Origin of the sequence: Streptomyces sp. NPDC126510 (assembly GCF_040302345.1) — a bacterium.
GTDB lineage: Bacteria > Actinomycetota > Actinomycetes > Streptomycetales > Streptomycetaceae > Streptomyces.
Window position 1 is genome coordinate 1 of the sequence record NZ_JBEORR010000049.1, and the last position, 23,975, is coordinate 23,975.

At 60.7% G+C, this 23,975-nt stretch carries 27 protein-coding genes; 9 read left to right on the top strand and 18 right to left on the bottom strand.

Features of this window, described 5'->3' with window-relative positions; genetic code table 11:
- From ABTX60_RS39785 to ABTX60_RS39810, 6 genes are all read right to left on the bottom strand, one after another.
- Window positions 1–701, bottom strand: a 701-nt coding sequence (locus tag ABTX60_RS39785) for a TMEM164-related integral membrane acyltransferase (RefSeq protein ID WP_352101722.1), incomplete at its 3' end; no start/stop codon positions are given.
- Window positions 587–1,006, bottom strand: coding sequence for a QcrA and Rieske domain-containing protein (locus tag ABTX60_RS39790; RefSeq protein WP_011331647.1), 420 nt, complete (start codon window positions 1,004–1,006; stop codon window positions 587–589). The genes ABTX60_RS39785 and ABTX60_RS39790, both read right to left, overlap by 115 nt.
- The gene (locus ABTX60_RS39795) at window positions 1,003–2,265 is read right to left on the bottom strand and encodes a ZIP family metal transporter (protein ID WP_011331646.1); all 1,263 of its coding nucleotides are present in this window, start codon (window positions 2,263–2,265) and stop codon (window positions 1,003–1,005) included. Before ABTX60_RS39795 ends, ABTX60_RS39790 begins: the two co-directional genes overlap by 4 nt.
- Window positions 2,262–3,323, bottom strand: a complete 1,062-nt coding sequence (locus tag ABTX60_RS39800) for a multicopper oxidase domain-containing protein (RefSeq protein ID WP_011331645.1) — start codon at window positions 3,321–3,323, stop codon at window positions 2,262–2,264. The genes ABTX60_RS39795 and ABTX60_RS39800 overlap by 4 nt, the downstream gene beginning before the upstream one ends.
- A 244-nt stretch (window positions 3,324–3,567) precedes the next feature.
- Window positions 3,568–4,095: a signal peptidase II gene (gene lspA, locus ABTX60_RS39805; RefSeq protein WP_011331644.1), complete on the bottom strand. Its 528-nt coding sequence runs from the start codon at window positions 4,093–4,095 to the stop codon at window positions 3,568–3,570.
- A complete protein-coding gene (locus ABTX60_RS39810; protein ID WP_003944635.1) occupies window positions 4,092–5,012 on the bottom strand; it encodes a cation diffusion facilitator family transporter in 921 nt (306 codons plus the stop codon). Before ABTX60_RS39810 ends, lspA begins: the two co-directional genes overlap by 4 nt.
- A 179-nt stretch (window positions 5,013–5,191) precedes the next feature.
- Between ABTX60_RS39810 and ABTX60_RS39815 the strand changes: the two genes are divergently transcribed.
- The 6 genes from ABTX60_RS39815 (at window position 5,192) to ABTX60_RS39840 (ending at window position 11,942) form a co-directional block, all read left to right on the top strand.
- Window positions 5,192–7,120, top strand: coding sequence for a bifunctional copper resistance protein CopD/cytochrome c oxidase assembly protein (locus ABTX60_RS39815; protein ID WP_011331643.1), 1,929 nt, complete (start codon window positions 5,192–5,194; stop codon window positions 7,118–7,120).
- Between the two features lie 138 nt (window positions 7,121–7,258).
- Window positions 7,259–8,161, top strand: a complete 903-nt coding sequence (locus ABTX60_RS39820) for a M23 family metallopeptidase (protein ID WP_229757321.1) — start codon at window positions 7,259–7,261, stop codon at window positions 8,159–8,161.
- Between the two features lie 32 nt (window positions 8,162–8,193).
- On the top strand, window positions 8,194–8,553 hold the full coding sequence (locus tag ABTX60_RS39825; protein WP_003944627.1) for a BlaI/MecI/CopY family transcriptional regulator: 360 nt from the start codon (window positions 8,194–8,196) through the stop codon (window positions 8,551–8,553).
- On the top strand, window positions 8,554–9,504 hold the full coding sequence (locus ABTX60_RS39830; RefSeq protein ID WP_003944663.1) for a M56 family metallopeptidase: 951 nt from the start codon (window positions 8,554–8,556) through the stop codon (window positions 9,502–9,504). It begins immediately after the preceding gene.
- A 117-nt stretch (window positions 9,505–9,621) separates the two neighbouring features.
- On the top strand, window positions 9,622–11,373 hold the full coding sequence (gene ctaD / locus ABTX60_RS39835; protein ID WP_011331640.1) for an aa3-type cytochrome oxidase subunit I: 1,752 nt from the start codon (window positions 9,622–9,624) through the stop codon (window positions 11,371–11,373).
- A 44-nt stretch (window positions 11,374–11,417) separates the two neighbouring features.
- On the top strand, window positions 11,418–11,942 hold the full coding sequence (locus tag ABTX60_RS39840) for a hypothetical protein (RefSeq protein WP_011331639.1): 525 nt from the start codon (window positions 11,418–11,420) through the stop codon (window positions 11,940–11,942).
- Between the two features lie 122 nt (window positions 11,943–12,064).
- Here ABTX60_RS39840 and ABTX60_RS39845 read toward each other — a convergent pair whose 3' ends face one another.
- The 3 genes from ABTX60_RS39845 to ABTX60_RS39855 all read right to left on the bottom strand — a co-directional run bounded on the left by ABTX60_RS39845 (window position 12,065) and on the right by ABTX60_RS39855 (window position 13,708).
- A complete protein-coding gene (locus tag ABTX60_RS39845) occupies window positions 12,065–12,256 on the bottom strand; it encodes an antitoxin (RefSeq protein WP_003944616.1) in 192 nt (63 codons plus the stop codon).
- A 142-nt stretch (window positions 12,257–12,398) separates the two neighbouring features.
- A complete protein-coding gene (locus ABTX60_RS39850; RefSeq protein WP_352101723.1) occupies window positions 12,399–12,971 on the bottom strand; it encodes a vitamin K epoxide reductase family protein in 573 nt (190 codons plus the stop codon).
- Window positions 12,972–13,051: 80 nt separating this feature from the next.
- Window positions 13,052–13,708, bottom strand: coding sequence for a DsbA family protein (locus ABTX60_RS39855; RefSeq protein WP_003944626.1), 657 nt, complete (start codon window positions 13,706–13,708; stop codon window positions 13,052–13,054).
- 183 nt (window positions 13,709–13,891) lie between these two features.
- Here ABTX60_RS39855 and ABTX60_RS39860 point away from each other — a divergent pair, with 183 nt between their 5' ends.
- Both ABTX60_RS39860 and ABTX60_RS39865 read left to right on the top strand, forming a co-directional pair.
- Window positions 13,892–14,434 carry a copper resistance CopC family protein gene (locus ABTX60_RS39860; protein ID WP_229757319.1) on the top strand — a complete coding sequence of 181 codons (543 nt, stop codon included), beginning with the start codon at window positions 13,892–13,894 and terminating at the stop codon, window positions 14,432–14,434.
- Between the two features lie 44 nt (window positions 14,435–14,478).
- On the top strand, window positions 14,479–15,414 hold the full coding sequence (locus tag ABTX60_RS39865) for a cytochrome c oxidase assembly protein (protein ID WP_037131609.1): 936 nt from the start codon (window positions 14,479–14,481) through the stop codon (window positions 15,412–15,414).
- Window positions 15,415–15,464: 50 nt separating this feature from the next.
- On the opposite strand, the gene ABTX60_RS39870 is transcribed toward ABTX60_RS39865, so the two are convergent.
- From ABTX60_RS39870 to ABTX60_RS39900, 7 genes are all read right to left on the bottom strand, one after another.
- Complete coding sequence (locus tag ABTX60_RS39870) at window positions 15,465–16,208, bottom strand: DUF305 domain-containing protein (protein WP_003944664.1); 744 nt, start codon at window positions 16,206–16,208, stop codon at window positions 15,465–15,467.
- The gene (locus ABTX60_RS39875) at window positions 16,201–16,995 is read right to left on the bottom strand and encodes a thioredoxin-like domain-containing protein (RefSeq protein WP_041814189.1); all 795 of its coding nucleotides are present in this window, start codon (window positions 16,993–16,995) and stop codon (window positions 16,201–16,203) included. The genes ABTX60_RS39870 and ABTX60_RS39875 overlap by 8 nt, the downstream gene beginning before the upstream one ends.
- Window positions 16,996–17,056: 61 nt before the next feature.
- Window positions 17,057–18,658 (bottom strand): apolipoprotein N-acyltransferase, encoded by a 1,602-nt coding sequence (gene lnt, locus ABTX60_RS39880; protein WP_003944595.1) that lies wholly within the window; start codon window positions 18,656–18,658, stop codon window positions 17,057–17,059.
- Complete coding sequence (gene resB / locus ABTX60_RS39885; RefSeq protein WP_229757318.1) at window positions 18,655–20,181, bottom strand: cytochrome c biogenesis protein ResB; 1,527 nt, start codon at window positions 20,179–20,181, stop codon at window positions 18,655–18,657. The genes lnt and resB overlap by 4 nt, the downstream gene beginning before the upstream one ends.
- Window positions 20,182–20,282: 101 nt before the next feature.
- Complete coding sequence (locus tag ABTX60_RS39890) at window positions 20,283–21,089, bottom strand: cytochrome c biogenesis CcdA family protein (protein WP_003944619.1); 807 nt, start codon at window positions 21,087–21,089, stop codon at window positions 20,283–20,285.
- Window positions 21,086–21,730, bottom strand: coding sequence for a TlpA disulfide reductase family protein (locus ABTX60_RS39895; protein ID WP_003944594.1), 645 nt, complete (start codon window positions 21,728–21,730; stop codon window positions 21,086–21,088). The genes ABTX60_RS39890 and ABTX60_RS39895 overlap by 4 nt, the downstream gene beginning before the upstream one ends.
- Window positions 21,727–22,365: a TlpA family protein disulfide reductase gene (locus ABTX60_RS39900; protein WP_003944602.1), complete on the bottom strand. Its 639-nt coding sequence runs from the start codon at window positions 22,363–22,365 to the stop codon at window positions 21,727–21,729. The genes ABTX60_RS39895 and ABTX60_RS39900 overlap by 4 nt, the downstream gene beginning before the upstream one ends.
- A gap of 128 nt (window positions 22,366–22,493) precedes the next feature.
- On the opposite strand from ABTX60_RS39900, the gene ABTX60_RS39905 reads away from it, so the two are divergent.
- Complete coding sequence (locus ABTX60_RS39905; protein WP_019747393.1) at window positions 22,494–22,859, top strand: DUF4229 domain-containing protein; 366 nt, start codon at window positions 22,494–22,496, stop codon at window positions 22,857–22,859.
- A gap of 364 nt (window positions 22,860–23,223) precedes the next feature.
- Here the strand turns inward: ABTX60_RS39905 and ABTX60_RS39910 are convergent, their stop codons facing one another.
- Window positions 23,224–23,562 carry a hypothetical protein gene (locus ABTX60_RS39910; protein WP_003944633.1) on the bottom strand — a complete coding sequence of 113 codons (339 nt, stop codon included), beginning with the start codon at window positions 23,560–23,562 and terminating at the stop codon, window positions 23,224–23,226.
- Window positions 23,549–23,974: a DUF3703 domain-containing protein gene (locus tag ABTX60_RS39915; protein ID WP_087503898.1), complete on the bottom strand. Its 426-nt coding sequence runs from the start codon at window positions 23,972–23,974 to the stop codon at window positions 23,549–23,551. The genes ABTX60_RS39910 and ABTX60_RS39915 overlap by 14 nt, the downstream gene beginning before the upstream one ends.
- Between the last annotated feature and the right edge of the window lies 1 nt (window position 23,975).

Here is a 23,975-nt window from a genome sequence, read left to right on the forward strand (position 1 = left end):
GGGGAAAAACAACTGGCCGCCACCGGGGAGAACCCGTGGCCACCAGCGGGGAGAACTACTGGCCGCCTACGGGGAGAACTTCGTGGCCATTGACAGTGAATCGCCCAGAAGGCAAGAAACTCGTAACCGGGGAAGTCGGGCCCGGCCAGAGCCGGTGAAATCAACGCCTGCGTACTCAATACAAGCCCCCAGTAGTAGGTGAGGGCGAACGGCCAATGTCGGTGCGACCACAATGCGTAGATCGCGGACACTGTCGCGAGATCGGTGAGTTGTAAGGGTACGGATCCTCCTAGCGTGGGTGAGGACAGCGAGTAGAGCACCGCCGAGCCGTATATCACCGCCAGTATTCCGCCGAGGGCGCGGCTGAGGTGGCGAGCTTGCGCTTCGGTCTGTCTACGTCCCGCCCAGATCAGAAACACCGAACCCGCGACAAACAGAGCGATGGCTGCCCAATGCGATGGGCCGTACGCCGAGAACTCGGGTTGTGCAGAATACACATCTCTCACTTCCTCAGCGCCGCCGAACGCACTGTTCCATAACAACCTTCGCAGATAGCTGTCCCAGTTCGGAAGTGCCGTTCTCCGGCTTAGTTGACGATGATCGTGTCCGCGGTGCGAGAAAGGGCGTAGCTGTGCAGTGGCTTCTGAGCAGGTCGTTGCACGACCGAGCCATCGACGATGGAGTATCGGCTGCCATGACATGGGCAGTTGATCGTTCCATCGCTGACCTCGGAGACTACGCATCCCTGGTGGGTACATACCGCAGAGAAGGCTTGGAACACGCCTTCCTGCGGCTGGGTGATCACGACTTGCTCGTCCGCCAGAATGACTCCGCCGCCGACAGGAACCGCTGATATCGGAACCTCGGCACTGCCCAGGGTTACGCCGGGTGCATTGCTGTTGTTCTGGGTGCTACATCCGGCAACGGCGAGACAAGTTGTCGCGCAGGCTGTGAGGAGGACCGTTCTGCGCCCGACCTTGATGTCGGATGGATCGATCGTGCTCATGCGGGGACCACCAAACCAGTGAGAAACATCAGGAGTATTCCGACACCGACGCCGACGAGAACCATCGGATCCAGATCCGAGCGGCCTTGTGTGCGCAAGGACGGTGCAATTTGGATGACGACCTGGATGATTGCGCCGACCCCGACTCCGAGCAGCAACGCAGATACTTCACGGTTGTCGACGCCCGCCCCGATAACAGCACCGAGAATTGCCGGCGCACCCGCGATCAATCCCAACCCCAACAAGGTCAACAGGGGGGTACGTCGCCGAGCCAACGGTGCGATGATCGCGAGTCCCTCTGTTGTGTTGTGCAGGGTGAATCCGATAACGAGGAACGCGCCGAGCGCAAGCTCACCTACCGCATACGCGGATCCGATCGCGAGGCCTTCTCCGAGATTGTGCAATCCGATGCCGATGGAAATCATCAGTGCCAGTCTGAGTTCGGATGCACCTGTCGTACCGGCTGGGCGTCTTCCGCGTAGGTAGCGGTCGATGCACGTGAGCGTCAGGAAGGCGATCGCCGCGCCGAGAACGACGAGAGTGCCGCCGCCGAAGGCTCCGCTCGAGGCTGCTGCCAGCTTGAACCCCTCGCTCGTGCCGTCGAAGATCAAAAAGGCGAGCAGACCGACCGTGACGGCCAGCACGAATCTGACTGCCCTGACGCCGGCGCCCCGCATCACAGGTAGCAAGAGCATCCCGAGCAGGACCGGGATGACTCCGACGTATGTGCCCAATAGAGCCATCAAGCCGAAGAACGCCACTCCCGGGACGGGAGTTGCTACGGCAGCGGGAATTTCGTGTTCGATGACCAACCCTGTGGAGGTGAGCATCGAGACGAGGTACGGCTGTCCGGTGATCCACGGGTAGTCGAGGGTGATCGTCTGGGACTCGAGTCTGCCGATGGGATCTGCAGCGCCTACCAAATCGACGAATGTGTCGTTCACGGCAACTTGCGCGACGGTCACCGCGTCGGGGCCGGTGTTGCGTAGCGTCAACGTGATTCGGCCTGGTTCGAGGGCCGTTCGTTCGACGGAGATGTTCTCGATCGGTGGGCCGGTGCGTTCGGGGAGGCTTTGTCCGGCGAGCATTGCCAGCGCAGTCAGGGCGATGACGATGATCGCGAGTACTGCGGCGCCTCGGAGCCAAAGGCCGGTGCGAGATGCGCCTGTTTGATCGGACTCTGTATGCGCGGAACCCGCAGTGTCAAAGGAATTCTCATGAGTGCTCGTAGGAGAGGGAGGATCTGGGGTGCCGGTCATTCGGTCACCTCGAAGAATCCCATCCAGCCCAGATCGGCGAATTCGGTCTTGTGGGCGTGGAACATGTACTTGCCCAGGTAGGGAAAGCGCAGTTCGCATATTCCGCGCTGACCTTGGGCCTGGATGATCGTGTCCGTGAATTCGCTGGACTCGAGCCGAGTCCCGGTCGGGTAGTAGTCGAAGAAGTTCCCGTGCACGTGGAAGCTGTTGATCGGATCGTATTCGAGGACGTTGACCAGGTAGATGCGAACCAGCTCGCCTCGTTTCACCTGTACCGGTTCGTGCATGTGATGGAACGGGATGCCGTTGACCGCGTAGAGCTGGTTTCCTTGCCCGTCGAATGTGGTGTTGTAGCCGTGCATCACCATCACCATTTCGTCAGCCGCCGGGCGCCCCTGAGCTGGATCGACGATGAATGTGCCGTACATGCCGCGGGCAATGTGCTCTGCAAGTGGATTGACGTGGCAGTGATAGAGATGCAATCCGAAAGGGGTTGCATCGAATTCGTAAGTGAATGATTCGCCCGGCTCGATGATGCCCCGACCTACCCCGGGAATTCCGTCCATGTCAGCGGGATGGATTCCGTGAAAGTGCATCGTGTGAGGGTGCGCGGAACCGTTGACGAACCGCACCCGGAGCCGGTCTCCCTCACTGCATCTCAAGGCGGGACCTGGAATGCGGGAGTTGAAGGTCCACGCGGGAAAATAGACTCCGGGTGCTACCTCGATCTCCTCGTCGGCTGCGAAGATCTCCCACTCGCGTAGCGTTCGACCGTCAGGCAATTCGGAAGTCGTCCCGTAGTCGAAGTCACGCAGCATTGCCGTGGGATGAAACCCGTTGGCAGTGTGGTTCACCTGCTGACCGGCCCGAAAGGTCGCACCGCTCGTGCCGCCGTGACGGACTCCGCCGTCTCCGTCAGGTGCGGCGGTACCCGGGTTGGTGTTTCCGGGATGCTCGGTAGGCGATGCGCCCGCAACTCTTCCTGCGTTCATCATGAGTCCGGCTGATCCGGCGAGCGCCCCACCGATCAACAATTGTCGCCGCGACGGTGCGCTCATGGCCACCCGACCGAAGCATCGACATTCCTGGCAGTCAAAAGAGTCACACCTCAAAGTTTGTCATGCCGAACTTTATTTTCATAGCCCCCAAACTATCCGAACGCATTCGACCGAAAACAGGCGGACCGCGGAAATTTTCGACGAGTGGGGCGTCGTGGTTTCGCCACCTCGAACCGCAGAAGTTCGCAGAGATGGACTGCTTCCCTGTCGACAGCGCTCCGGCTCCCTCCTCGCTCGAATCAGGTCACACGGATTGCGGACGCTGAATCTCACGTTCGGACCCGCGCGCGGATTCGAACAGCAGCGACACGGCGACCAGGATGAATCCACAGGTGAGGTAGGTATCGGCAAGATTGAAGGTGGGCCACCAGCCGGTGTGGAAGTAGTCGGTGACCTTCCCGTCGAGGGCTCGGTCGACCACGTTGGAGGCAGCTCCGGCGACAATCAGAGCGAAACCGATCACGGCCACCCCGCGACTTTGCGGGACACTCCGCCAGGCGTATACGGCGATTCCCATGGTGGCGAGGCCGGTAAAGGCGATGATGACGGCACTCGGCAGCTGATTGCCCAGGCTGAAGGCGACACCACTGTTGTAAGCCAGCCTCAAACTGACGACGCCCAGATCCATCTCGTTGGCCCCGGACAGGTGCTTCCGCGCAACGGGCTCAATCGTCAGGGCGACGACGACCGAAACGAGCACCGTCGTAGCGAAGAGAATTCGTTTCTTGCGATGGGGGGATTTGTCGTTCGTGGTCACCTCGTTGGTACTCACCACGGAAGCTCCTGGCAACGCCCGTCACCCGCGGCGGGTTCTACCTGCAGGGTCGCGTGTACGAGATTGAACTGGGTGGCCAATAGATCCTGGGCAGCAGCGAGAACCTTGGTCGGATCGGACTCCTCGTCGATCGTCAAATGCGCCGACGCAACTTCCATGCCCGATGTGAGCGTCCAGATGTGAAGGTCGTGAGCGTCCTTGACTCCGGGGATCCCCTGCAAGGCTTGCGTCACCTCGGTGATGCTCACGCCGGCGGGGGCGTGCTGGAGCAGGATCCGCAGGGCATGGCGGCCGAGATTGTATGCACGCGGTAGGACGAACAAGCCGATCGCAACACCGATCACCGGATCCGCATACCGCCATCCGAAGATCAGTGTGACCAATCCGCTGATCAGGACTCCAACGGACCCGAGCATGTCAGCCATGACCTCGAGATAGGCGCCCCGGACGTTGATGCTTTCCTTCGCCCCGCTGCGAAGCAGCAAGAATGCCGCGATGTTCATCACGAGGCCGACGACAGCGACGATGCTCACCGGGAGTCCAGGGACCTCAGGCGGATCGGAAAGTCGACCGAGAGCTTCGTAGAGAACCCATCCGGCGACACCGAACAGGAGTAGAGCATTGAACAAGGCAGCGAACACCTCCGCCCGGTACATACCGAACGTGCGATCCGGGCGCGATCGCGCTCTTTGCGCAAGCAAGATAGCGGTCAATGCCATGAGGATGCCGAACACATCGGTGAAGACGTGTGCGGAGTCGGAGAGCAGGGCGAGTGATGACGTGGACAACCCCACGATGACTTGCGTGACGAACGTGACCAGACCGAGCCCGACGGCTATCCATAATTTGCGGACATGTTTACCCGATGCACTCGCAGCTTGTTCCGCAACGCCGTGCCCATGGCCGTGACCCATCTCGATATGCCCTTCTCGCCGATGACTGGAGCGTCGTATTCTCATATGCGCATATTTGCCAACGAGAGAGTTTCAGTAAACCCTGGCTGAAGCACCCATGCAACTATCCGTCATAGTATTTTGGTCCGGAGCACCGATCGCGCGGGCGAGATCCACAATGCTGAGAGGTCCACCCGCAAATGATCGAAACCGAACCGTCCGGCGCCGATACCCTCGTCGTCGGACGACCCATACGGAAAGTATTGGGATGGGGTGTCATAGCTGCAATCACTGCGGCGGCATTGGCGCGCGCATCAACTTCCGAGGCGCTGCGATTGCTCGGACTTCCAGATCCGGGGCCCTTGACGATTTACGGACTCCCGGCGGTGATGGCGTTCGGCGAGGTTGCCGCCGTGATGACCGTAGGCAGTCTACTTTTGGCTGCCGTTCTCGTTCCGCCTCAAGCCTCAGGTGTACTCGATGTCGACGGATATCTGGCGCTACGAACCGCAAGCGTCGCCGCCGCTATCTGGGCGGTATGCGCGGCGCTGCTCGTTCCACTCACCCTCTCGGACAGTTCAGGCCAACCTCTCTCCGTCGTGTTCGCCGATCCAGGGCTGTTCGCTCGCGCGATCTCGGACATCGATGTCACAACTGCATGGGCATGGACCGCAGGACTCACACTCGTACTCGCGATTGCGTGTCGTCTGACCCTGCGATATTCGTGGACACCGTTACTTCTCGCATTCGCTTTGTTCAGCCTGCTCCCCAGGGCATTGTCGGGTCACTCCTCCTCGGGCGGATCCCACGACATCGCCACGAACAGTTTGGTTCTGCATATCCTTGCGGCGTCGATCTGGATGGGAGGAATAGCGGCTCTCGTGCTGCATGCCCGCAGAAAGGGGAGCTATCTCGACTTCGCCGCGCGCCGCTTCTCGGCCGTGGCACTCATGGCGTTCGTCGTCATAGCGATCAGCGGTGTGGTCAACGCTGCCGTGCGGGTGCCGCTCACCGCGGTGTGGAGTAGCACCTACGGTGTCTTGATTCTTGCCAAAGTCGCCGCCTTGGTCCTCACCGGACTGGCAGGTTGGCGCCAACGGACAATCGCGATCGCCGAACTGACGAAGGACCCTAGCGACGGTCGCACCTTCATTCGTCTGGCAGGGGTGGAGTCGGTGGTTCTCGCAGTAACCGTCGGTATCGCCGTCGCCCTGGGCCGCACGCCGCCCCCGGCGCCCACGGAACGACAGGATCCGAGCAGAGTCGAGGAGGTACTCGGGTATGCGCTCGATGGCGTACCGACTGCGGGCCGCTTGCTCGTCGACTGGCGATTCGATCTCATTTTCGGAACTCTCGCCGTGGTGTTGGCTGCGTGCTACGTCGTCGGCGTTTTTCGCCTCCGACAGCAGGGCGTGCAGTGGTCGACGTTCCGATCGGTCAGCTGGGCTCTGGGGTGCCTGGTGTTGCTTGTCGCAACATCGTCGGGAGTGGGTAGATATGCACCCGCAGTGATGAGTATGCATATGGCCGCAACGTCCGCCGTGGCGGTCCTTGCTCCACTCTGTCTGGTCCTGGGCGCCCCGTTCACGCTGTTTAGGCTCTCCGTTCGACGATCGTCCGGAGATGCGCCCGGCCTCAGGGAATGGGCGCAGAGCGTGTACAGAGGCTCCTGGTTCCGATTCATGTCCCAGCCCTATGTGATTGCTGTGATTTTCGCCGGAGCCCTGCCTCTCCTTTACCTGGGGGGGATGTACAGCTCTGTCGCCGGCTCGCACGTCCCCCATCTGGTGATCAACGGAACCCTGCTGATCTGCGGTTTCATGTTCTTCTGGGTCATGGTCGGCGTCGATCCCTTGCCGAGGCGGGCGAGCCTCGCGGTCAGGATGGCCCTGCTCCTGGTGGCGTTCTTGGCCTACGGGGGCCTCGCAGCAGCACTGATCACCACTGACACGGTGATTGCTGATCAGTACTTCGCGTCGTTGCAGCGCGGCTGGCTCGACGACCTCTCGCGAGATCAACGGTTCGGTGCCGGACTGATAATCGCGATCGGAGCAATGCCCCTGGCAATCGCGACAGGGTTCCTCACCGCGTGCTGCTCGCCGAGATGCCACCGCGCGGCACATGAGTAGGAGAAGGTGCATTCGCAGGGGACGTTTCGTCGAGATTCTGAACTTTGTCAACGCTCGCCCAAAAACTATGCGAAATAGTAGTACGCTGTCTGGGACCGTCACCATTCTGTGACCTTCCGCGACGCAAGGAATGCGATCTTGGCCCGACACCGCAAGCCCGACACCGACGATCTCGACTGCCCACTTCGGGAAAGTTATCTTTTCGGCACGCCACACAGCGATCGAGACCTGCCAGTCGACACGATGTATATCTCCACCGCATCTGCAGTCGACCGTGAATCCGTCGCTGGAAGCGTTCAGGCGCGACGCGGCGGTGCTCATCGCCGACAGTCCCGCAGTCGTCCTGGTGGACGGGCTTTGGTTCTCTCTGTCGCCACCGGCGCTTTGCTTGCCGCCGGCACATCCGCCTCACATGCATCGGCAGGGAGCGTCAGTGCTCCCGTCGAGCTCGACCAACAACCGCTGGCACCTCTCGACCAGGCACTGGCATCGGCTCCGGAAATTCTCCAGGTTCCCAAACTGGCCGACCTGGGGAGGCTGGCCGAACAGTTGGCTCGAGGCACCGAACGCGACACCGATCGCGCGTCGAGAGAGGCAACCGATCGCGCGTCGAGAGAGGCAGCTGCACGCCAACCGCTGACGATGGCTCCTGTCAGCGGAACATTGACGTCGAACTACGGGCCGCGTTGGGGGTCGACTCATTACGGGTTGGACATTGCCAATGAGATTGGTACACCTATCGTGTCCGTGACCGACGGTACGGTACTCGAGTCCGGACCTGCGTCGGGTTTCGGACTGTGGGTCCGTATCCTGCAGGATGACGGGACAATCGGGGTCTTCGGACACATCAACGAGACTCTGGTAACCGCGGGTCAAAAGGTGCGTGCCGGAGAATTGATTGCGACGGTAGGAAACAGAGGACAATCAACAGGGCCACATCTGCATTACGAGGTGTGGCAGGCAGACGGCCAGAAGGTCGATCCCATGGCATGGTTGGACGCGCGCGGGGTACAGATTCAGCCTCCGGCCATCAGTGACTGACGCAATCGACGATTTTCGAAGGGGGAAGGAAGATGAAGAGGCTCGGCGGGCTCGAATCCGAAGTGATGGATCTCCTGTGGGATGCAGAAGAGCCGCAGTCTGTGCGGGATCTGGTCGACCGCTTCGAGGGCGGCGCCCCGAAGGCATACACCACGATCTTGACCGTCGTGACGCACCTTCACGAAAAAGGTTGGGTGCAGAGGGAAAAACGAAGCCGCGCGTACATCTATTCGCCATCGCGTAGCCGCGATGAAGCGACCTCACTGGCCATGCGCGAATTACTCGACAACAGCAACGACTCTGTTTCAGCGCTTCTGCACTTCGCGCAAAACGTCTCGGATGACGAATACGAGGCACTGCGGCGAGCGCTGGATCACGGCAAGGTTCGGTAGATGACTCTCGCCGCAGTCCTCTTTCTCGGGGCCGTGCTCATCGGAGCGTTCATGCCCAAGGTGTTGCGGCGTTTCGAATCGACCACTCTGGCTCCTGCAGCGATTCTCGCGGCATGGATCGGCAGTATCGTGGGTCTGGGATTCCTTGCCGTATCGGCAGTAGTGATCCTTCTGTGGCCGAGCCATGCACCAGCGGAAGGGCTCTCCGAGGCCCTCGTGCGATGCTTCACTGCCTTCCAGCACGCGATGGCTCCCTGGATCGGGGAAGCGCTCGCTGTCGGCGGAGTTGCGGTTACCGCGCTCATCGCCGCTCGGAGCTTGTTCTTGGCTCATCGACAACATAAGGGCCGAGCGAAGGTCCGCGACTACCACCGTGATGTCGTATCGATCATCGCCCGCGCAGATCCGGCATCGGATGACGTTCTCTGGCTTGATCATCCGATGCCGATGGCCTACAGCGTCGCTGGACGGCCGGGATTCGTCGTAGCGACCAAAGGTCTCTCCGATTGCTTGACTGCATCCGAGCGTGAAGCGGTGATCGCGCACGAGCGGGCACACTTGCGAGGGCAGCATCACCGGATCATCAATGTGTGCGAAGTCTTCGCGAAGGCGCTGCCGGTGATCCCGCTGTTCAAAGCGGCTCCCGCTGCGGTGCGGCGGCTGGTCGAGCTCGCTGCCGACGATCGAGCTGCACAAGCCACCAGCCCCGATGCCGTCCGGTCGGCATTGCGCGTGGTGGCGACGTCGCCGCTACCTCAGCCGGTGTGGACTCTCGGGCTCGGTGACGACGAGATCGCGGTGCGTTTGGTCAGGCTGCAGGCCGATTCCCGGATTCGCGCCACCAAACTGGTCTGTATCTCTGCTGCGATGCTCCCGATGATCGTTCCCGTCATCGCCGCGTTGACCACCATGGTCGTCTTCTCCGCGTCCGCTCATGCCCTCGTGACCTAAGGCGGCACCGGAGGAACACTCGATCGGTACCTCGAACCCAAAAACTATGCAACGTAGTATTTGGGTTATGCTTCTGTCGCACACTCTATTTGCGTCTCGACAGGAAGCGGGCTGACCATGACCGCAATTGCATCACCCCCCATCGCCGCCCGGCCGTACCCCGCGCGACGGGCGCCGAAGGGATCGGTGCTGCGGAACCTTGTGACGACGACCGATCACAAGACGCTCGGCTTGATGTATTTGGTGACTTCGTTCGCGTTCTTCCTCATCGGCGGGCTCATGGCGCTGATCATGCGCAGCGAACTGGCGATTCCGGGCATGCAATTCCTGTCGAACGAGCAGTACAACCAGTTGTTCACCATGCACGGCACGATCATGCTGCTGCTGTACGCGACGCCGGTGGTGTTCGGATTCGCCAATTTCGTTCTCCCCCTGCAGATCGGTGCGCCGGATGTCGCCTTCCCGCGACTGAACGCGTTCAGCTACTGGCTCTACCTTTTCGGTGCGCTCATCGCTACGGGCGGCTTCGTCACTCCCGGCGGTGCCGCAGATTTCGGCTGGACGGCCTACACACCTCTGAGTTCGGCAGTCAGCTCACCTGGGGTCGGTGCGGATCTGTGGATTGTGGGGCTTCTCGTCTCCGGTCTCGGCACCATTCTCGGCGCGGTCAACATGATCACCACCATTGTCTGCTTACGCGCTCCGGGGATGACGATGTTCCGCATGCCGATCTTCACGTGGAACATCTTCATCACCTCGGTCTTGATTCTGTTGGCCTTCCCGCTGTTGACCGCGGCACTCTTCGCACTGCTTTACGACCGTCGCCTCGGTGGCAACATCTTCGACCCCGCGAATGGCGGAGTCCTGCTGTGGCAGCACCTGTTCTGGTTCTTCGGTCATCCCGAGGTCTACATCATCGCGCTGCCGTTCTTCGGTATCGTCTCGGAGATCTTCCCGGTCTTCAGCCGCAAGCCGATCTTCGGCTACAGCGGCCTGGTCTACGCGACGCTCGGTATCGCGGCGCTGTCGATCGCTGTGTGGGCGCACCACATGTACGCGACGGGCGCTGTCCTCCTGCCGTACTTCTCGTTCATGACGTTCCTGATCGCCGTGCCGACGGGCGTGAAGATCTTCAACTGGATCGGAACGATGTGGAAGGGGCACTTGACGTTCGAGTCACCGATGCTGTTCTCTCTCGGATTCTTGATCACCTTCCTCTTCGGTGGCCTGTCCGGTGTGCTGCTGGCGAGCCCTCCGCTGGATTTTCAGGTCACGGATACTTACTTCGTTGTCGCCCATTTCCACTATGTGGTTTTCGGTACGGTCGTGTTCGCGACGTACGCCGGTATCTATTTCTGGTTCCCGAAGATGACCGGTCGCATGATGGACGAACGCCTGGGCAAGTGGCACTTCTGGACCACGTTCGTCGGCTTTCACATGACGTTCCTCGTCCAGCACTGGCTCGGTGCCGAAGGTATGCCCCGTCGTTACGCCGACTACCTACCCGCGGATGGATTCACCACCCTCAATACAGTCTCGACCATCGGATCCTTCATTCTCGGAGCCTCCACTCTCCCGTTCATCTGGAACGTCTTCAAGAGCTACAGATTCGGCGAAGTGGTCACCGTCGACGATCCGTGGGGCTACGGAAACTCGCTGGAGTGGGCGACCACTTGCCCGCCGCCGCGGCACAACTTCACGGAGTTGCCGCGCATTCGTAGCGAGCGTCCGGCCTTCGAGTTGCACTACCCGCACATGGTGGCTCGGATGCGGGCAGAAGCACACGTCGGGGTCGGTCATCGGCCGGAGACGACCTCAGAATCGGAGAAGGTACTTACCGGCATGCCCGACGATGACGAGAAGAAGTAGTTCGGCGACGAAGTCCGATGGGAAAGCCAATGTCAACACGAACAATGCCAGTGGTCATCGTCCCGGCAACAGATGCCGCTGCCGCCCTACTGACGGACTGGTTGATCCGAGACGTACTGCCCACCGCTCTCGACGGCGGAGTGGCGAACCATGCCGCTGACCACTTGCGGACCTTGCCGCCGATATCTCGTCGCCACGTCCGACACCCCCGCAAACTTCGGGTCCACACCCGCCGGGTCGGCGAAGCAATCGCGACAATCGAGAACCATCTCCACACCGTCGCGGTTTCCGTCGACGCAGAACGGACCTTCACGCCTTCGATCACGGTCCTTCCCGACCCCGTGCTGAACGCCGCAGCCAGTATCAGTGGTGCCGTGATGGATATCGGGAGTTCCGCGGCGGCATTGGCCAATCGTGCACTCCTTCTGGCTCCGACGACAATCGAGTCGCCGGAAGCGGCGCTCACGACCCAATCGAGGGTAACCGAATCCTATTACGCACTCCTTGCGCGGCTGTGGCACAGCGATTTTCACGCGAGCATCGTCATCCCTCCACCGACCGAACCCTGAGCGCTCCTCGCTTCGGTGTGCTTTTACGAGGGGGGGCACACCGAAGCGAGATTATTCGACACTCATCCTCAGTCGTACGCCTTGGATTCGACGACAATCAGGCGGCACGACAAAGGGGGTGACTACTTCTTCGGAGGGATCGCTCTCTTCGCGGCAAAGGCGGCCCTCTGAATCTGGCTGGTCAGTTTTCCACCGGTTTTGGTTTCGGCCGCAGCGGCGGTTTTGTCGATTGCATTTTCGATCTTGTCCGCGTTCTTCGAGGCGGCCTCCATGCCTTTGTCGACCAGCGCTTTCGCTGCACCCGTGAGTTTCATGTTCGTCTCCTTCTCCTGGCCTCAATTGCCGATGTGCCCGTGGATTGCCGAGCTAAAAACTAAGATCCATAGTAGTTGCGTTGAGCGTGGCTGATCGTGCACCTGCCGAGTTCGGCGGCGGTGGCCCTTTTGCGTCAGACCCTCAGATCAACGTCGACCAATAAGTCCAGAATGCGCTGAGAATCATGCTCGCGACGGACAAGATCCAGATGGTAGGCACGAGAGTGTGATTCTGGGCGCCGACCGTCACGATTCTCGTCACGGGTCGAGAGGAGGCTGAGGCGCTGCGGGTGCAAAGGTGCAAAGAGGCATACCAGAGTGCTGTGATCGTCACCACCCACACGACCATGCAGTACGGGCACAGCGCCTGGATTCTGTACAAGCTTTGGAATATCAGCCAGTGGACCAGTACCGCGCCGGCGAACAATCCGATGACGAGAGACCGCCAATACCATTGAGGAAGTCCGCTTTTCGCGGAAAGCGTTACGATTCCCGTGGTCAGCAAGACGGTGAATGCCACCACGCCGAGGATCGAGTTCGGAAAACCGAAGACCGACGCCTGGGGAGAACTCATCACCGATCCGCAGCTGAGGACGGGGTTGATGCTGCAGGACGGACGATACGAGGGATCGGAGAGAAGTCGAAACTTCTCGATCGTCAGTATCAGAGACGCGATCAATCCGAGCACGCCAGCACCTGAGAGGATCCAACCGATCGCGTAGGAAGAACACGCTGCAGGGAAGGAACCAGCAGTGCGAGCCCCCCTGGTATCGGTCCGGGTGCCACCCGTTGACGTCATCGGGCCAGCGCTGCGTCGATGCGCCCGGTGAGCTCCTCGTATGTGGGCATGGCTGGCAACTGGACGCCGTCGAGGAAAAGTGTCGGCGTGCCCTGCACCCCCAAGTCGATCCCTTCGTTGAAGTCTCGTTCAACCCGCTCGGCAACAGTGGGATCCTTCAGATCCGCTTCGAAGGTAGCCATGTCGAGCCCCAGATCCTGTGCGAACGTACGAAAGAGGGGTTCTTGAGATTCGGACGATTCACCCCACTCGGTCTGTGTGTCGTACATGCGCTGATACATCTCGACGAACTTCCCTTGCCGAGAAGCTGCCTCGACCACTCGCGCTGCGAGTCCGCTGTTCGTGTGGCTGGGGATAGGGAAGTACCGCACGCCAAAGGTAATGCGGTCCGCGTACTCGGTACGTATCCGTTCCATCGTGGGATACATAGCCAGGCATGCCTCGCACTCGAAGTCGAGGAATTCGACCAGAACGACATCGTTGTCGGGGGCAGTGGAAAGCAGATGGGTGTCGGCTCGGAGCACCGTCGCGTCCGAAGCGCCGGCGCTGGTGGTCCCTGTCCCGCTGCGGTTACCGAGCAACAGTGCACCGAGGACGACAGCGAAGACAGCTACCAGGGCTATCGAAAATTTCGCGTTGGTGGTCAACTTCATGGATCCGCCTACCGGGTCGATGTTCGTTCGTGCGCGCAGCCTTCCGGCGACCACACACCCTGACTACTATGCAACATAGTAGTCGGAGGTAGTCTCTCAGCGAGATGCCGGTGTGCATCGATCGCCGGACTCCGCACCGTGATGGTGTGAGCCGAGTAGGAGGAACAGATTTTGAGGCGTGCAATGGTTGTGCTGCTGGTGGCTGCAGGGTGTGCGCTCATCGGCGCAGGCACCGCGCAAGCCCACAGTGCGCTGGTCGGATCGACTCCATCCGCGGATGCAGCTCTCGATGCTGCACCTGTTTCCGTGGAATTGGTGTTCAACCAAGAGATTCAGACGAGTTTTGCGAACGTGACCGTCAGTACGGCCGACGGAACGCAGGTCGGGGCCGGGGATCCGTCAGTGCAGGGAGAGCGCGTCTCTCTCTCCACGACCCCGCAGATGCCTTCGGGCACCTACACCGTGGGGTATCGCGTGATTTCCGAGGACGGCCATCCGATCACAGGGTCCTATACCTTCACGTTGAACGTGGCACCGAACGCGGCGGCACCGTCTCCTGCAGGTGCTCTTCCCTCTGTCACAGTCGCCCCGTCGGCAGCCACCGGTGAAACCGGCGCCGCCGACGGATCCCCACTGCTGCTGCCGATTCTCGGTGGCGCCGTGGCGTTGCTGTTCGTGGTCGGAATGGTGATCGTCCTGCGCGGAGAGAAGCGCTCGAAGCGCTGAACCTGCAGCACAGTCGAGCGAGGACGGAAAGGCCAGGTCAGGTGATGGACTGGATACGACTTCCCGAGGCCGCACCCTCGTTCGGTGAGATGGTCGGCTGGGCTCCGCAGCCATTGCCGATGCTGCCGGTCATCGGAATCTTGATGGCGGCGTGGTACTGCTGGGGCGTCCATCGGGTGAAAGCGTCCGGAAGAGCATGGCCGTGGACGAGGACGGCCAGTTTCGTCTTCGGCTGCGTGCTACTGATTCTCGTCACGGGCCTGGCGGTCGAGGGGTACGGATACGAACTTTTCAGTATCTGGATGTTCCAGCATCTGACCCTCTCCATGGCCATTCCGCCACTTCTGGTTCTGGGCAGTCCTGGACTTCTTTTGCTGCGCTCCACGCCTCATTCAGGTTGGGGAATTCCGATTCTCACAGTTTCCCTGACGGCGCTTCGAAGCCGGACCGCGAAGATCCTGCTGCACCCCGGCGTCACAATTCCACTGTTCCTGTTCAGCTACTACGGCATTTACCTCTCGCCGGTCTTCGACCTGGTAGCGCGGTCCTGGATCGGTCACACAGGTCTCGAGCTCTTCTTCCTGGCCACCGGAGTACTGTTCATCGTCCCGGTGCTCTCCTCGGGGCCGTTGCCCGTCAAACAAAGCAACCTGGGTCGATGTTTCGACCTGTTCGTCGAAATGCCTCTCCACGTTTTCATCGGCGTGATCCTGATGATGGCAACTTCGCCACTCCTGAGTACCTTCACCAATCCGCCAGCCTCCTGGAATGTGGACCTGATGGCGGATCAACAAATGGCCGGCGCACTGGCTTGGTCCTACGGAGAACCGATCGCCTTGATCATCATGGTGGTTTTCGCGATGCGGTGGAAACGCGACGAATCCTTCACCAACGCCGCAGTCGACAAGAAGGTCGCACGCGAAGGCGATGTCGACCTCGATGCCTACAACGAGTTCCTGAGAACTCTTCCGCGCCGGTAAAGGTTTTCGACACGCCACGGTTCCGAGTGGTCCGCGGACGCCTATGGGGTTCAGTTCATCGGGATTGGTTGAGCATCCCTGTCCGCGAGGAGATTTTGCAGAGCTGTCGATTCCGCCTGCTGCGTGACAGCGATTTGTCGCGCGAGATTCGTCACGGCCGGGAGAGCGGCATTGTCGGCGGCGTACTGGGCCATGGGGATACCGCCCTGATGGTGGCGCAACAACAACTGTAGGTAGCGAATCTCGAAGGCAGGGCCGGTTAACGCACGTAGTTCGGCGAGCTCGGCAGAAGTTGCCATACCTGGCATCGATACAGCAGTCGCTTCGGCATCACTTTGCGCGGTGCTCATCCCTGGCATCGAATGATCCATCGATACCGAAGGCATCGGCATCCACTCCATGTACCCACCTGAACTACGGGCGGGGCGGTCCCACAGCGTCAGCCACCCCTGCATCATTCCTATCTGGCTTTGCTGAGTGGTGACGACGTCGAAGGCGAGAGTTCGAATGGCCGGGTCGGTGGCGTTGACCAGGGCAAGAGAGGACATCTCGACTGCTTGCCCGTGATGAACGGACATGTCCTGCGCGAAGCCGATATCCACGGACTCGGCGGATGACGTCCCGGATGAGGTGTCGGCGATCTTCCCTTGTACCCACAGTCCAATGACGATGCCGAGCAGCAAGGCGATGACGATACCGACGACCAACACCGCAGGCGGCGTGTGTCGGCGATCTGCGGGAGAGGCAGCCACTGGCTGGCGTTCGATCTGGTCCGTATCGCGTTGTTCAGCCATTGCCGCGATCTCCGGCTGTGGGCATCGGGGCGGGCGAAGCGGGGGCGACGCCGGCGGCTGGCGGATCCGCCGCGGGGATGGCGTCGGGACCCGGAGGGGATGGATCGAACGGGAAGGGTTCCTTCGGGTCGAATCCGCCCGGAACCGTCGCACAACTGGCACCGGGTTCCGGATGGGTGTTCGGATTCTGTCGGAGTGCGGTGATGAATTGCGCGATACGGGGGTCGTCGGCGCTCTCGACCTTGAGTTGGTGCCCCCATGACTGAAGAGAGATGGGTGCGCCGATGCCGGGGAAGGGGGACATCAGCGAATACGGTTCCCCGTCGACCCGGGAGGCGAGAGTGTCGATGTCGGACGAGTTCAACGCTTCGGGGTCGTACGACACCCAGATCGCGCCGTGTTCGAGGGAGTGCACCACGTTCTCGGTGCGTATCGGCTCCGGATAGACGACTCCGGTACACGTTGCCCAGTACTGATCGTGAGCACCTCCCGATGGCGGATTTTGATCGTATGCAACGCGCTGCGGCGCTTGAATATGACTGCCGGCTGCGTATTCGATCTCGCTCACGCCGTCGATCGACGTCGACGGGTCGGGATTGTCGGCACTCGGAGCGTACTTTTGGGCCTCGTTCTTATCGATTGCGCGAGGCACCACGTTGTACGCGATGACCGAGACCAAACCGACGATGACCAGGACTGCCAGCGATATCGCCCACGGAAATCCTCGGCCACCAGGCACCACGCCGCCTCGCGGCCGTGTGGGGGACTTTTTGCGGCTCTGGGTCATTGGTGAACTCGTTTCGCTTGTGCACTGGCACCGACACTGAATTACTATCATGCATAGTAATTCATGTTCTCGTTCTTTCACCCCGCCGAACCCGGTACATGCCTCTGAAGAGTGCCGAAGTGGCGAGAGAAAGCACGATCGCAGACAACGCGAGTTCCGGAATCGAACCCACACGTGTTGCCAACGTGAGATCGGAGCGAACGGCGATCTCGTCGGTCAATGCTTGTGCTGTGAAGATCTCGCTCTGTTGACGCACCACACCCGTTGGCGTGATGATTGCGCTGACACCGCTGGTTGCTGCGATCAGCACACTGCGGCCGTGTTCGACCGCCCGCACCCGCGACATGGCCAGCTGCTGAAAGGTCATCTCGGTCCGGCCGAAGGTCGCGTTGTTGGTGGGAACCGCGATGACGGTGGCTCCTGCCTTGACGGACTCGGTCACCAGATCGTCGAAGGCCACCTCGTAGCAGGTGGCAACAGCTATGTGGACGCCGTTGAGGTCGACGACGCCGTTCCCGTTCCCGGCAATGAAATTGCCTGCTGCATCGGCATACGACGACACTGCACGAACGATCGATCGGAGCGGCAGGTACTCCCCGAAGGGCACAAGCTGCCGTTTGATGTGTTGCTGCCCAGGGCCGTCCGTCGGATCCCAGACCATGGCACTGTTGATCGATGTTCCTGGCTCGCCCTGCAGGACCGTACCGACCAGGATCGGGGCGCCGATAGAACGGGCTGCTCGGTCCAGTCGATCCGCCGCATCCCGATTCGTCAAAGGATCTATATCCGAAGCGTTTTCGGGCCAGATGACAAGTCGTGGCCGGGCTGCTCGGCCCGCTGTGACCTCAGCTGCGAGTTGTTCGGTGCGGGCAACATGATTGTCGAGCACCGCTCGGCGTTGGGCGTTGAAATCCAGGCCCAGGCGCGGCACATTACCTTGAACGACGGTCGCCGTGACGACTTCGTCCGGGGTTACTTCAGGAGAACTCACCACGAAGGCACTCACGAACACGAGGACGATGGCCGTTCCACCCTTCATCAATGCCTGCCATCGAACACGGGAGGTTCCGGCCAGGGACCAGGCAAGGAGAGTTCCGGTCAGCGCGGTCACAAAGGACAACCCTGGTGCCCCGGCTATCGCCGTCAACGGTAGCAACGGACTGTCTGCTTGCCCGAAAGCTAAACGCCCCCAAGGGAAACCGCCGAACGGAACTCGACTACGAAGCGCTTCTGTGGTTACCCATGCGCCCGCAATCCACACCGGGTAGAGCGGAGCGCGACCGACCGCCACTGCCAGGACGCCGAACACTCCGAATGCGACCGCTTCTATCGACGCCAACGCCAACCACGGGATCGGACCCACGTACGCCCCGACCCACGGAAGCAAGGGCATGAAGAAGCCCAGCCCCGCCGCATAGCCGAATCCGAAACCTGCCCGGAGACTTCGCCCCCGGAGAACAACCGTCAGCAGGGCGATGGCGACAGGTGCGAGAAACCACAGCGTGCGCGGCGGGAAGCTGAGAAACAGCAGCCATCCAGCGCCCACCGAAAACGCGAAACGCAGAGCAATTCCGCCGCTGCGCCGCGCGGGCCGGACATCTTTGGGGCCTGAATCAGTGTGACCGTCGCTGACAAGTGCACATTCGAGGGAAGGGACCTTCACATGCTCACTCTCATCGGCGGAGAACTTCGCTGATCTGCCACCAACTTCTCGCGAAGGTCGTCGAATTCGCCGCCCCACCCGGCATGATCGGTCCTCGCCAATCCGCCGAGTTCGAGATCAACCTGCTCTGGTCCCGCCCCCGGGCGTAGACGGACCCACATCCGTCGCCTCCTGATCACGAGCGAGATCAGAAGTCCGAGCATCATCGTGACCGCAAAAACGAGAACCCACTGTTGCACAGGGTCGTACGACACCTGCAAATTGGCGAATTCCTTTGCGCCGTCGAACCGAACCTGTGTTCCATCGGTGAGAGTCCGCGTCTCTCCAGGGCGGAGGTTCACACGATCTTGTTTGACCAGCCTTCCTTGGTTGATCATTTCCTTGTTCAACGAGAAGATCGATTGCGGGATGCCGGTGTCCAGACCCGTATCGCCCTTGTAGATGTCGATCGCGACCGCAGGGTCACGCGCATCGGGAAACGACGAAGTCAGAAGCGTCCCGCTGAAGGAAGCGGTCGGCGCGAAGAGTCCCTCGATGGCGATCTGATTCTTCCGGCGCTCGTCCGGATTCGGAAACGATCCACCTGGCGGATCGAACCGCAACGCCCCACTGCTCAGGAACGTGACCGCATCGTCCGGTTGAAACTGCATCGTCTCGGTACGGGACTGTCCGTCGGGAAAAGTGACGGTGAACTGCGGCGCGTACCCATGGCCGGTCAGATAAACACGGGCACCGTCGGTACGCAGCGGTTCGTTGACCCGAAGACGATAGTCTTTCCAGGTATTGGTCGCGATATCCTGCCCGCTCTGATACGAAATGTTGGAGGTGAACATTTCGGCCTGACCAGTATCGAGATAATCTGCGGAAAAGTCGTTGACCTTGATGCAAAAGGGCGCGAGACCCGTGCCGTCAGTAGCACTTCCCGCGCGGAACGAGTCGTACACGGCAGGTGACGTATTACAGAAACCGGGGCCGCCGTCGGCAATGACGATCACCGAACCCTCGTACCCCACCAACTTGCCGATCGCGACGGTGACGAGCAACCCGATCAGCGAGAAGTGGAACACCAGATTCCCGGCCTCACGCAGATACCCCTTTTCCGCGGAAACCGATACCTCGGAATCCTTTTCGGACCTGACGGCTACCCGCCAGCCCTTGAGCGACTGCCGCACTCTGGTGAGGGCCTCGTCATGCGAGATGTCAACTACGCCGTGGAAATGGTGCGGCAACCTGGACAGATTCCGAGGTGCTCGTACAGGTTGGCTCCGAAGCGCGCCGAGATGCGCCTGCAGGCGTGGAACAAGACAGCCGATGAGAGAGAGAAACAGCAGGACGTAGATCGCAGTGAACCAGAAGCTGGAAAAGACGTCGAACAACTCCAGCTTGTCGAATAGCGGGCCGAGGGTTGGCTGCGCCGCGATGTACTGGGAAACTTTCTGTACGTTGAGATTTCGCTGAGGCAACATAGCACCGGGAAGTGCTGCGAGTGCCAAGAGGAACAGGAGCACGAGCGCGGTGCTCATCGACGTCAACCGGCGCCAATTGTGGCGCAGTAGTCGAACGCTTTCTCGGATAATCAGTCTCGGTAGGCGGCGGATGCGACCTCCCGCGGTGGCGTTATCTGTCATATCGGCAGCACGACCGAACTGACGAATTCGTTGCGTAACCAGCCGACGAACATGCCCCACACGCCGGTGACCAGTGCGAGCCCGACAGCGACGAGCATTATTCCGCCGACGATCTGAATCGTCCGTGAATGGCGTTTGAGCCACCCGACGCCGCGGAGAGCTTTCGCCGACCCGAACGCAAGCACGATGAACGGCAGTCCCAATCCCAGACAGTAGGCGACAATCAGTATCACGCCCCGCGCTGCTGTCGTGCCTTCAGTTCCGGCCGCCACCGAAATAACTCCGGCGAGGGTGGGGCCGAGACATGGTGTCCAACCCAACGCGAACACGCCCCCCAACAAGGGCGCGCCGGCAAGGGAGGAGATACGCCGCGGGGCGAACCGTGTGTCTTTCTGCAAGGCAGGAATCAAGCCGATGAAGGTCAACCCCATCACGATGGTGATCACACCACCCACCCGTTGGAGCAGGTCTTCGTTGATGCGCAGGGTTCCGATCACCCCGAACACCGACGCGGTGGCGAGAACGAACACCACGGTGAATCCGGCAACGAACATCGTTGCCGCGCCGGTAACCCGCCATCTGCCTGCAGGTTCCGAGGTCTCGTCGCCACGGGTCACCGCTGGAGAATCAGCTCCGGAAATGCCGGCCAGATACGACAGATATCCGGGAACGAGCGGCACCACACACGGCGATGCGAACGACACCAGACCGGCCAGAATGCACGCTGCTACGGCGAGCAGTAACGGGCCGCTCGCGGCGGCGGTCTGGAAGCTGGAGCCGACACCTTGGGCGAGTTCGTTCACCGCTCGGCCGCCACGCGCTCGATGACCGGTTGCAGATCCTCGGTGAGAAGTGCGCGAAGAAACACAGCGGCGACGCGCTGTCTGCGATCCAACACCAAGGTGGAGGGAATCACGCTTGTCGGATAGTTTCCGCCGAGCGCTGTCAAAGTTCTCATCGACGGGTCGTAGATCGAGGGGTAGCTGACGTTGTTGTCGACGACGAAGTCCTGGGCCTTGTCTCGTTGAGGATCTCGAACGTTGATCCCGAGAAACTGAACACCGAGACTTTCGGTTGCTTCGTACGCGCGCTCGAGATCGTCGGCCTCGGACCGGCACGGGGCGCACCATTGCCCCCACAGATTGATCACGACGACCTGACCGGCGTAATCAGTGAGTGAAATATCGCTACCGTCGGCCATGAGGTCAGGTCCGGCCAATACACCGATCATGTTTCGCGATTCGGGCGGGTCGTACAAAATATCGGTTTGTCCTCCCGGTGACACGAAATCGAAATTCGCACCCGAAGCGACTGCATCGGTGCCGGTTGCACATCCACTCGCGGCGACGACGATCGCAGTGAGAATAGCGACCAGTGGGAGGATGCGGGTCGGTTTTCCGAGTACGCGTTGTCTCGATTTGCGAGGGAGTGCGGGGGCATTCATTTCATCAACTCACTTACAGCGGAGCGTATTTGGTCAGTGTTTTCGAAAACCATGGGGGTTGTAATCTGTTCGACGGACCCGTCTTGTTGGACGAGAAAGCTCAGCGGCAGAACTGGCGGCGCCGATAGCGCAATTCCGATGTCGTCGACCGCAGCGAACGAGGGATAGTGCACGCCTGCAGCGGTGAGAAGCGCTAGTGCTGTGGACATGTCGTCCTGGACGTTGATCCCGACTACTCGGATGGAGCCCGGAGTACCTGCATAGTCATTCAGGACCGGGATTTCCGATCGGCACGGCCCGCACCACGAGGCCCAGAGGTTGATCAGGGTCGGCTCCCCGGACAGCGCTGCACCGAGGTCGACCACAGTATTCTCGCCAAGACACGTCGCTTTGATTCCCAGGAGTTCTCCTCCAGCGGGCGGTACTGCCGGGGCCACAGGACAGGGAACCGCTGCTGCCGCGGACTTCGAGGAAAACCCCGAGTCGACGCGATCTTCATCTGCCTGGGCGGCCGGAGGCACTTGAGGCCGGGTCGAGGAATGGGTCTCGGTTGACGTTGATCGAGGCCAGATCGCCACGACGAGAAGACCGATCACAACCAGGAAGAGCAGGAACCACCGAGACTGTGCCTGCATGCACTTCCTCCAAGCGTGGTGCGGTGAACCGGGACAACACTGAACTACTATTGTGCATAGTAGACATATGGTTCGTTCTGTCGCCCCCGCCAACCAGAGGCGGGATCCGAACCCGAGAATCGAGCATCGTGAAACGCCAGTCCGCTCCGAAGGGCCGTATCAATCCACCAGTCAGCCCAGAAATTGCGGCACTGGGTGCCCATCAAGCACCGCAGACGCGCGTGGCGCGGATCAACCGTGTAGCACGGTCAAAGCTCGTGCGTCTGGTGATGTACTACACCGCGGTTCGACTCGCCCTGATCGCCGGCCTCGCAGTGATCATCATGGGAATCAACGCCATACTCGAACTCGAAATCCCCGGTGTGTTAGCACTGTTCGGGGCGGTGCTGCTCGGATTCGCCATCTCTGCGATCGCGTTCCGGTCATTGCGCCGCCGGATCAATGAAGAAGTGATGGTCGTAGATGAAAAACGGCGTGCAATGCGCACCCGGTGAAGGGTTCCCTCCGGTTAGGTGCGCGTGAAAGCTCCAGTAACGAAAATGCCCAGCATCGGTGCCACAACCTGTCTTTTTTGGACGTATGACCGCTCAAAGCTGCCTTCCTGGGTGATGCCGAGGGCGCGCGATCATGCATTGATTGGCATTGGGATGAAGATGTCAGGTGACGGGATCAGGTGCGGAGTCGGCGGTATCCGTGGTGGTCTCGAGTTTCGGAATCGGTACAAGCTGCGGGATCAGGCGGACGAGACTCGAGCAGGCGCAGTACGGAGGACCGTTGAGTCAGCTCGCCCTTGTGAGGAACCCCGGGGCTGCTGCTGGAGACGACCCTGTTGGGACCACCGGTGGGTGGCCGATACTTTCACTCATCGCCCTCTACATCAGCTGTGGGCGCAGCCATACCGAACGCACCCCTCAGTGCAGCAACGGTAGGAGCGCCACCGACCTCGCCCGTGGAATCTCGATAGAGCCTGCATGACACGTTGGGGACCTGGTCCGGTTCGGCAAACGGATCGCGGCCGTCGACGAGCAACGTCGGCGATCCGGTCATGCCCGCAAGCCTTGCGGATCGAGGATCGTCGACGATTACGTGGCGCAGTTCCCAATCGATGGACTCCTCCGCGAGAACGTGCTCGATCCGTTGTTCGAGGAGCTGCACGTTCGGGCAGTCCGGGACTTGCAAAATTTCAAGGTGCATCATGGTGTTCCTCCGTCGGCGTGTGGTTTCGAGTATGCGGCAGTGCAGGACAGCTCGCGGTAAACGAAACCCAGGACTGGTAGGTCTGCATTTTCTCGGCAAGATCGTCAGGTATCGGCATCGGTGTCATAAGACCGGCACGAGTTCGTTCGGTGTTGCCCTCCGGATAGCGGCCCAGTGCGGATCCCGGGGCGGCGACGACGATGATGCGAAGAACCTGCCCGACGGCTTCGCGGCAGTCACGCTGATGTAAGGCCAGGGGAGCATGGCGAGGTGGTTTGTGTGGCCATGGACAGGGCTGGGAGAGGACATGTGTGCGTTCGAGGTGATGCCAACGCTGGGTGTCATCGCTGGTGCGGCCGGCTGCGGTCCTCTTTGCGGGCCGAAACGCGACGGCGCTGTGTCGGTCGTGCAAG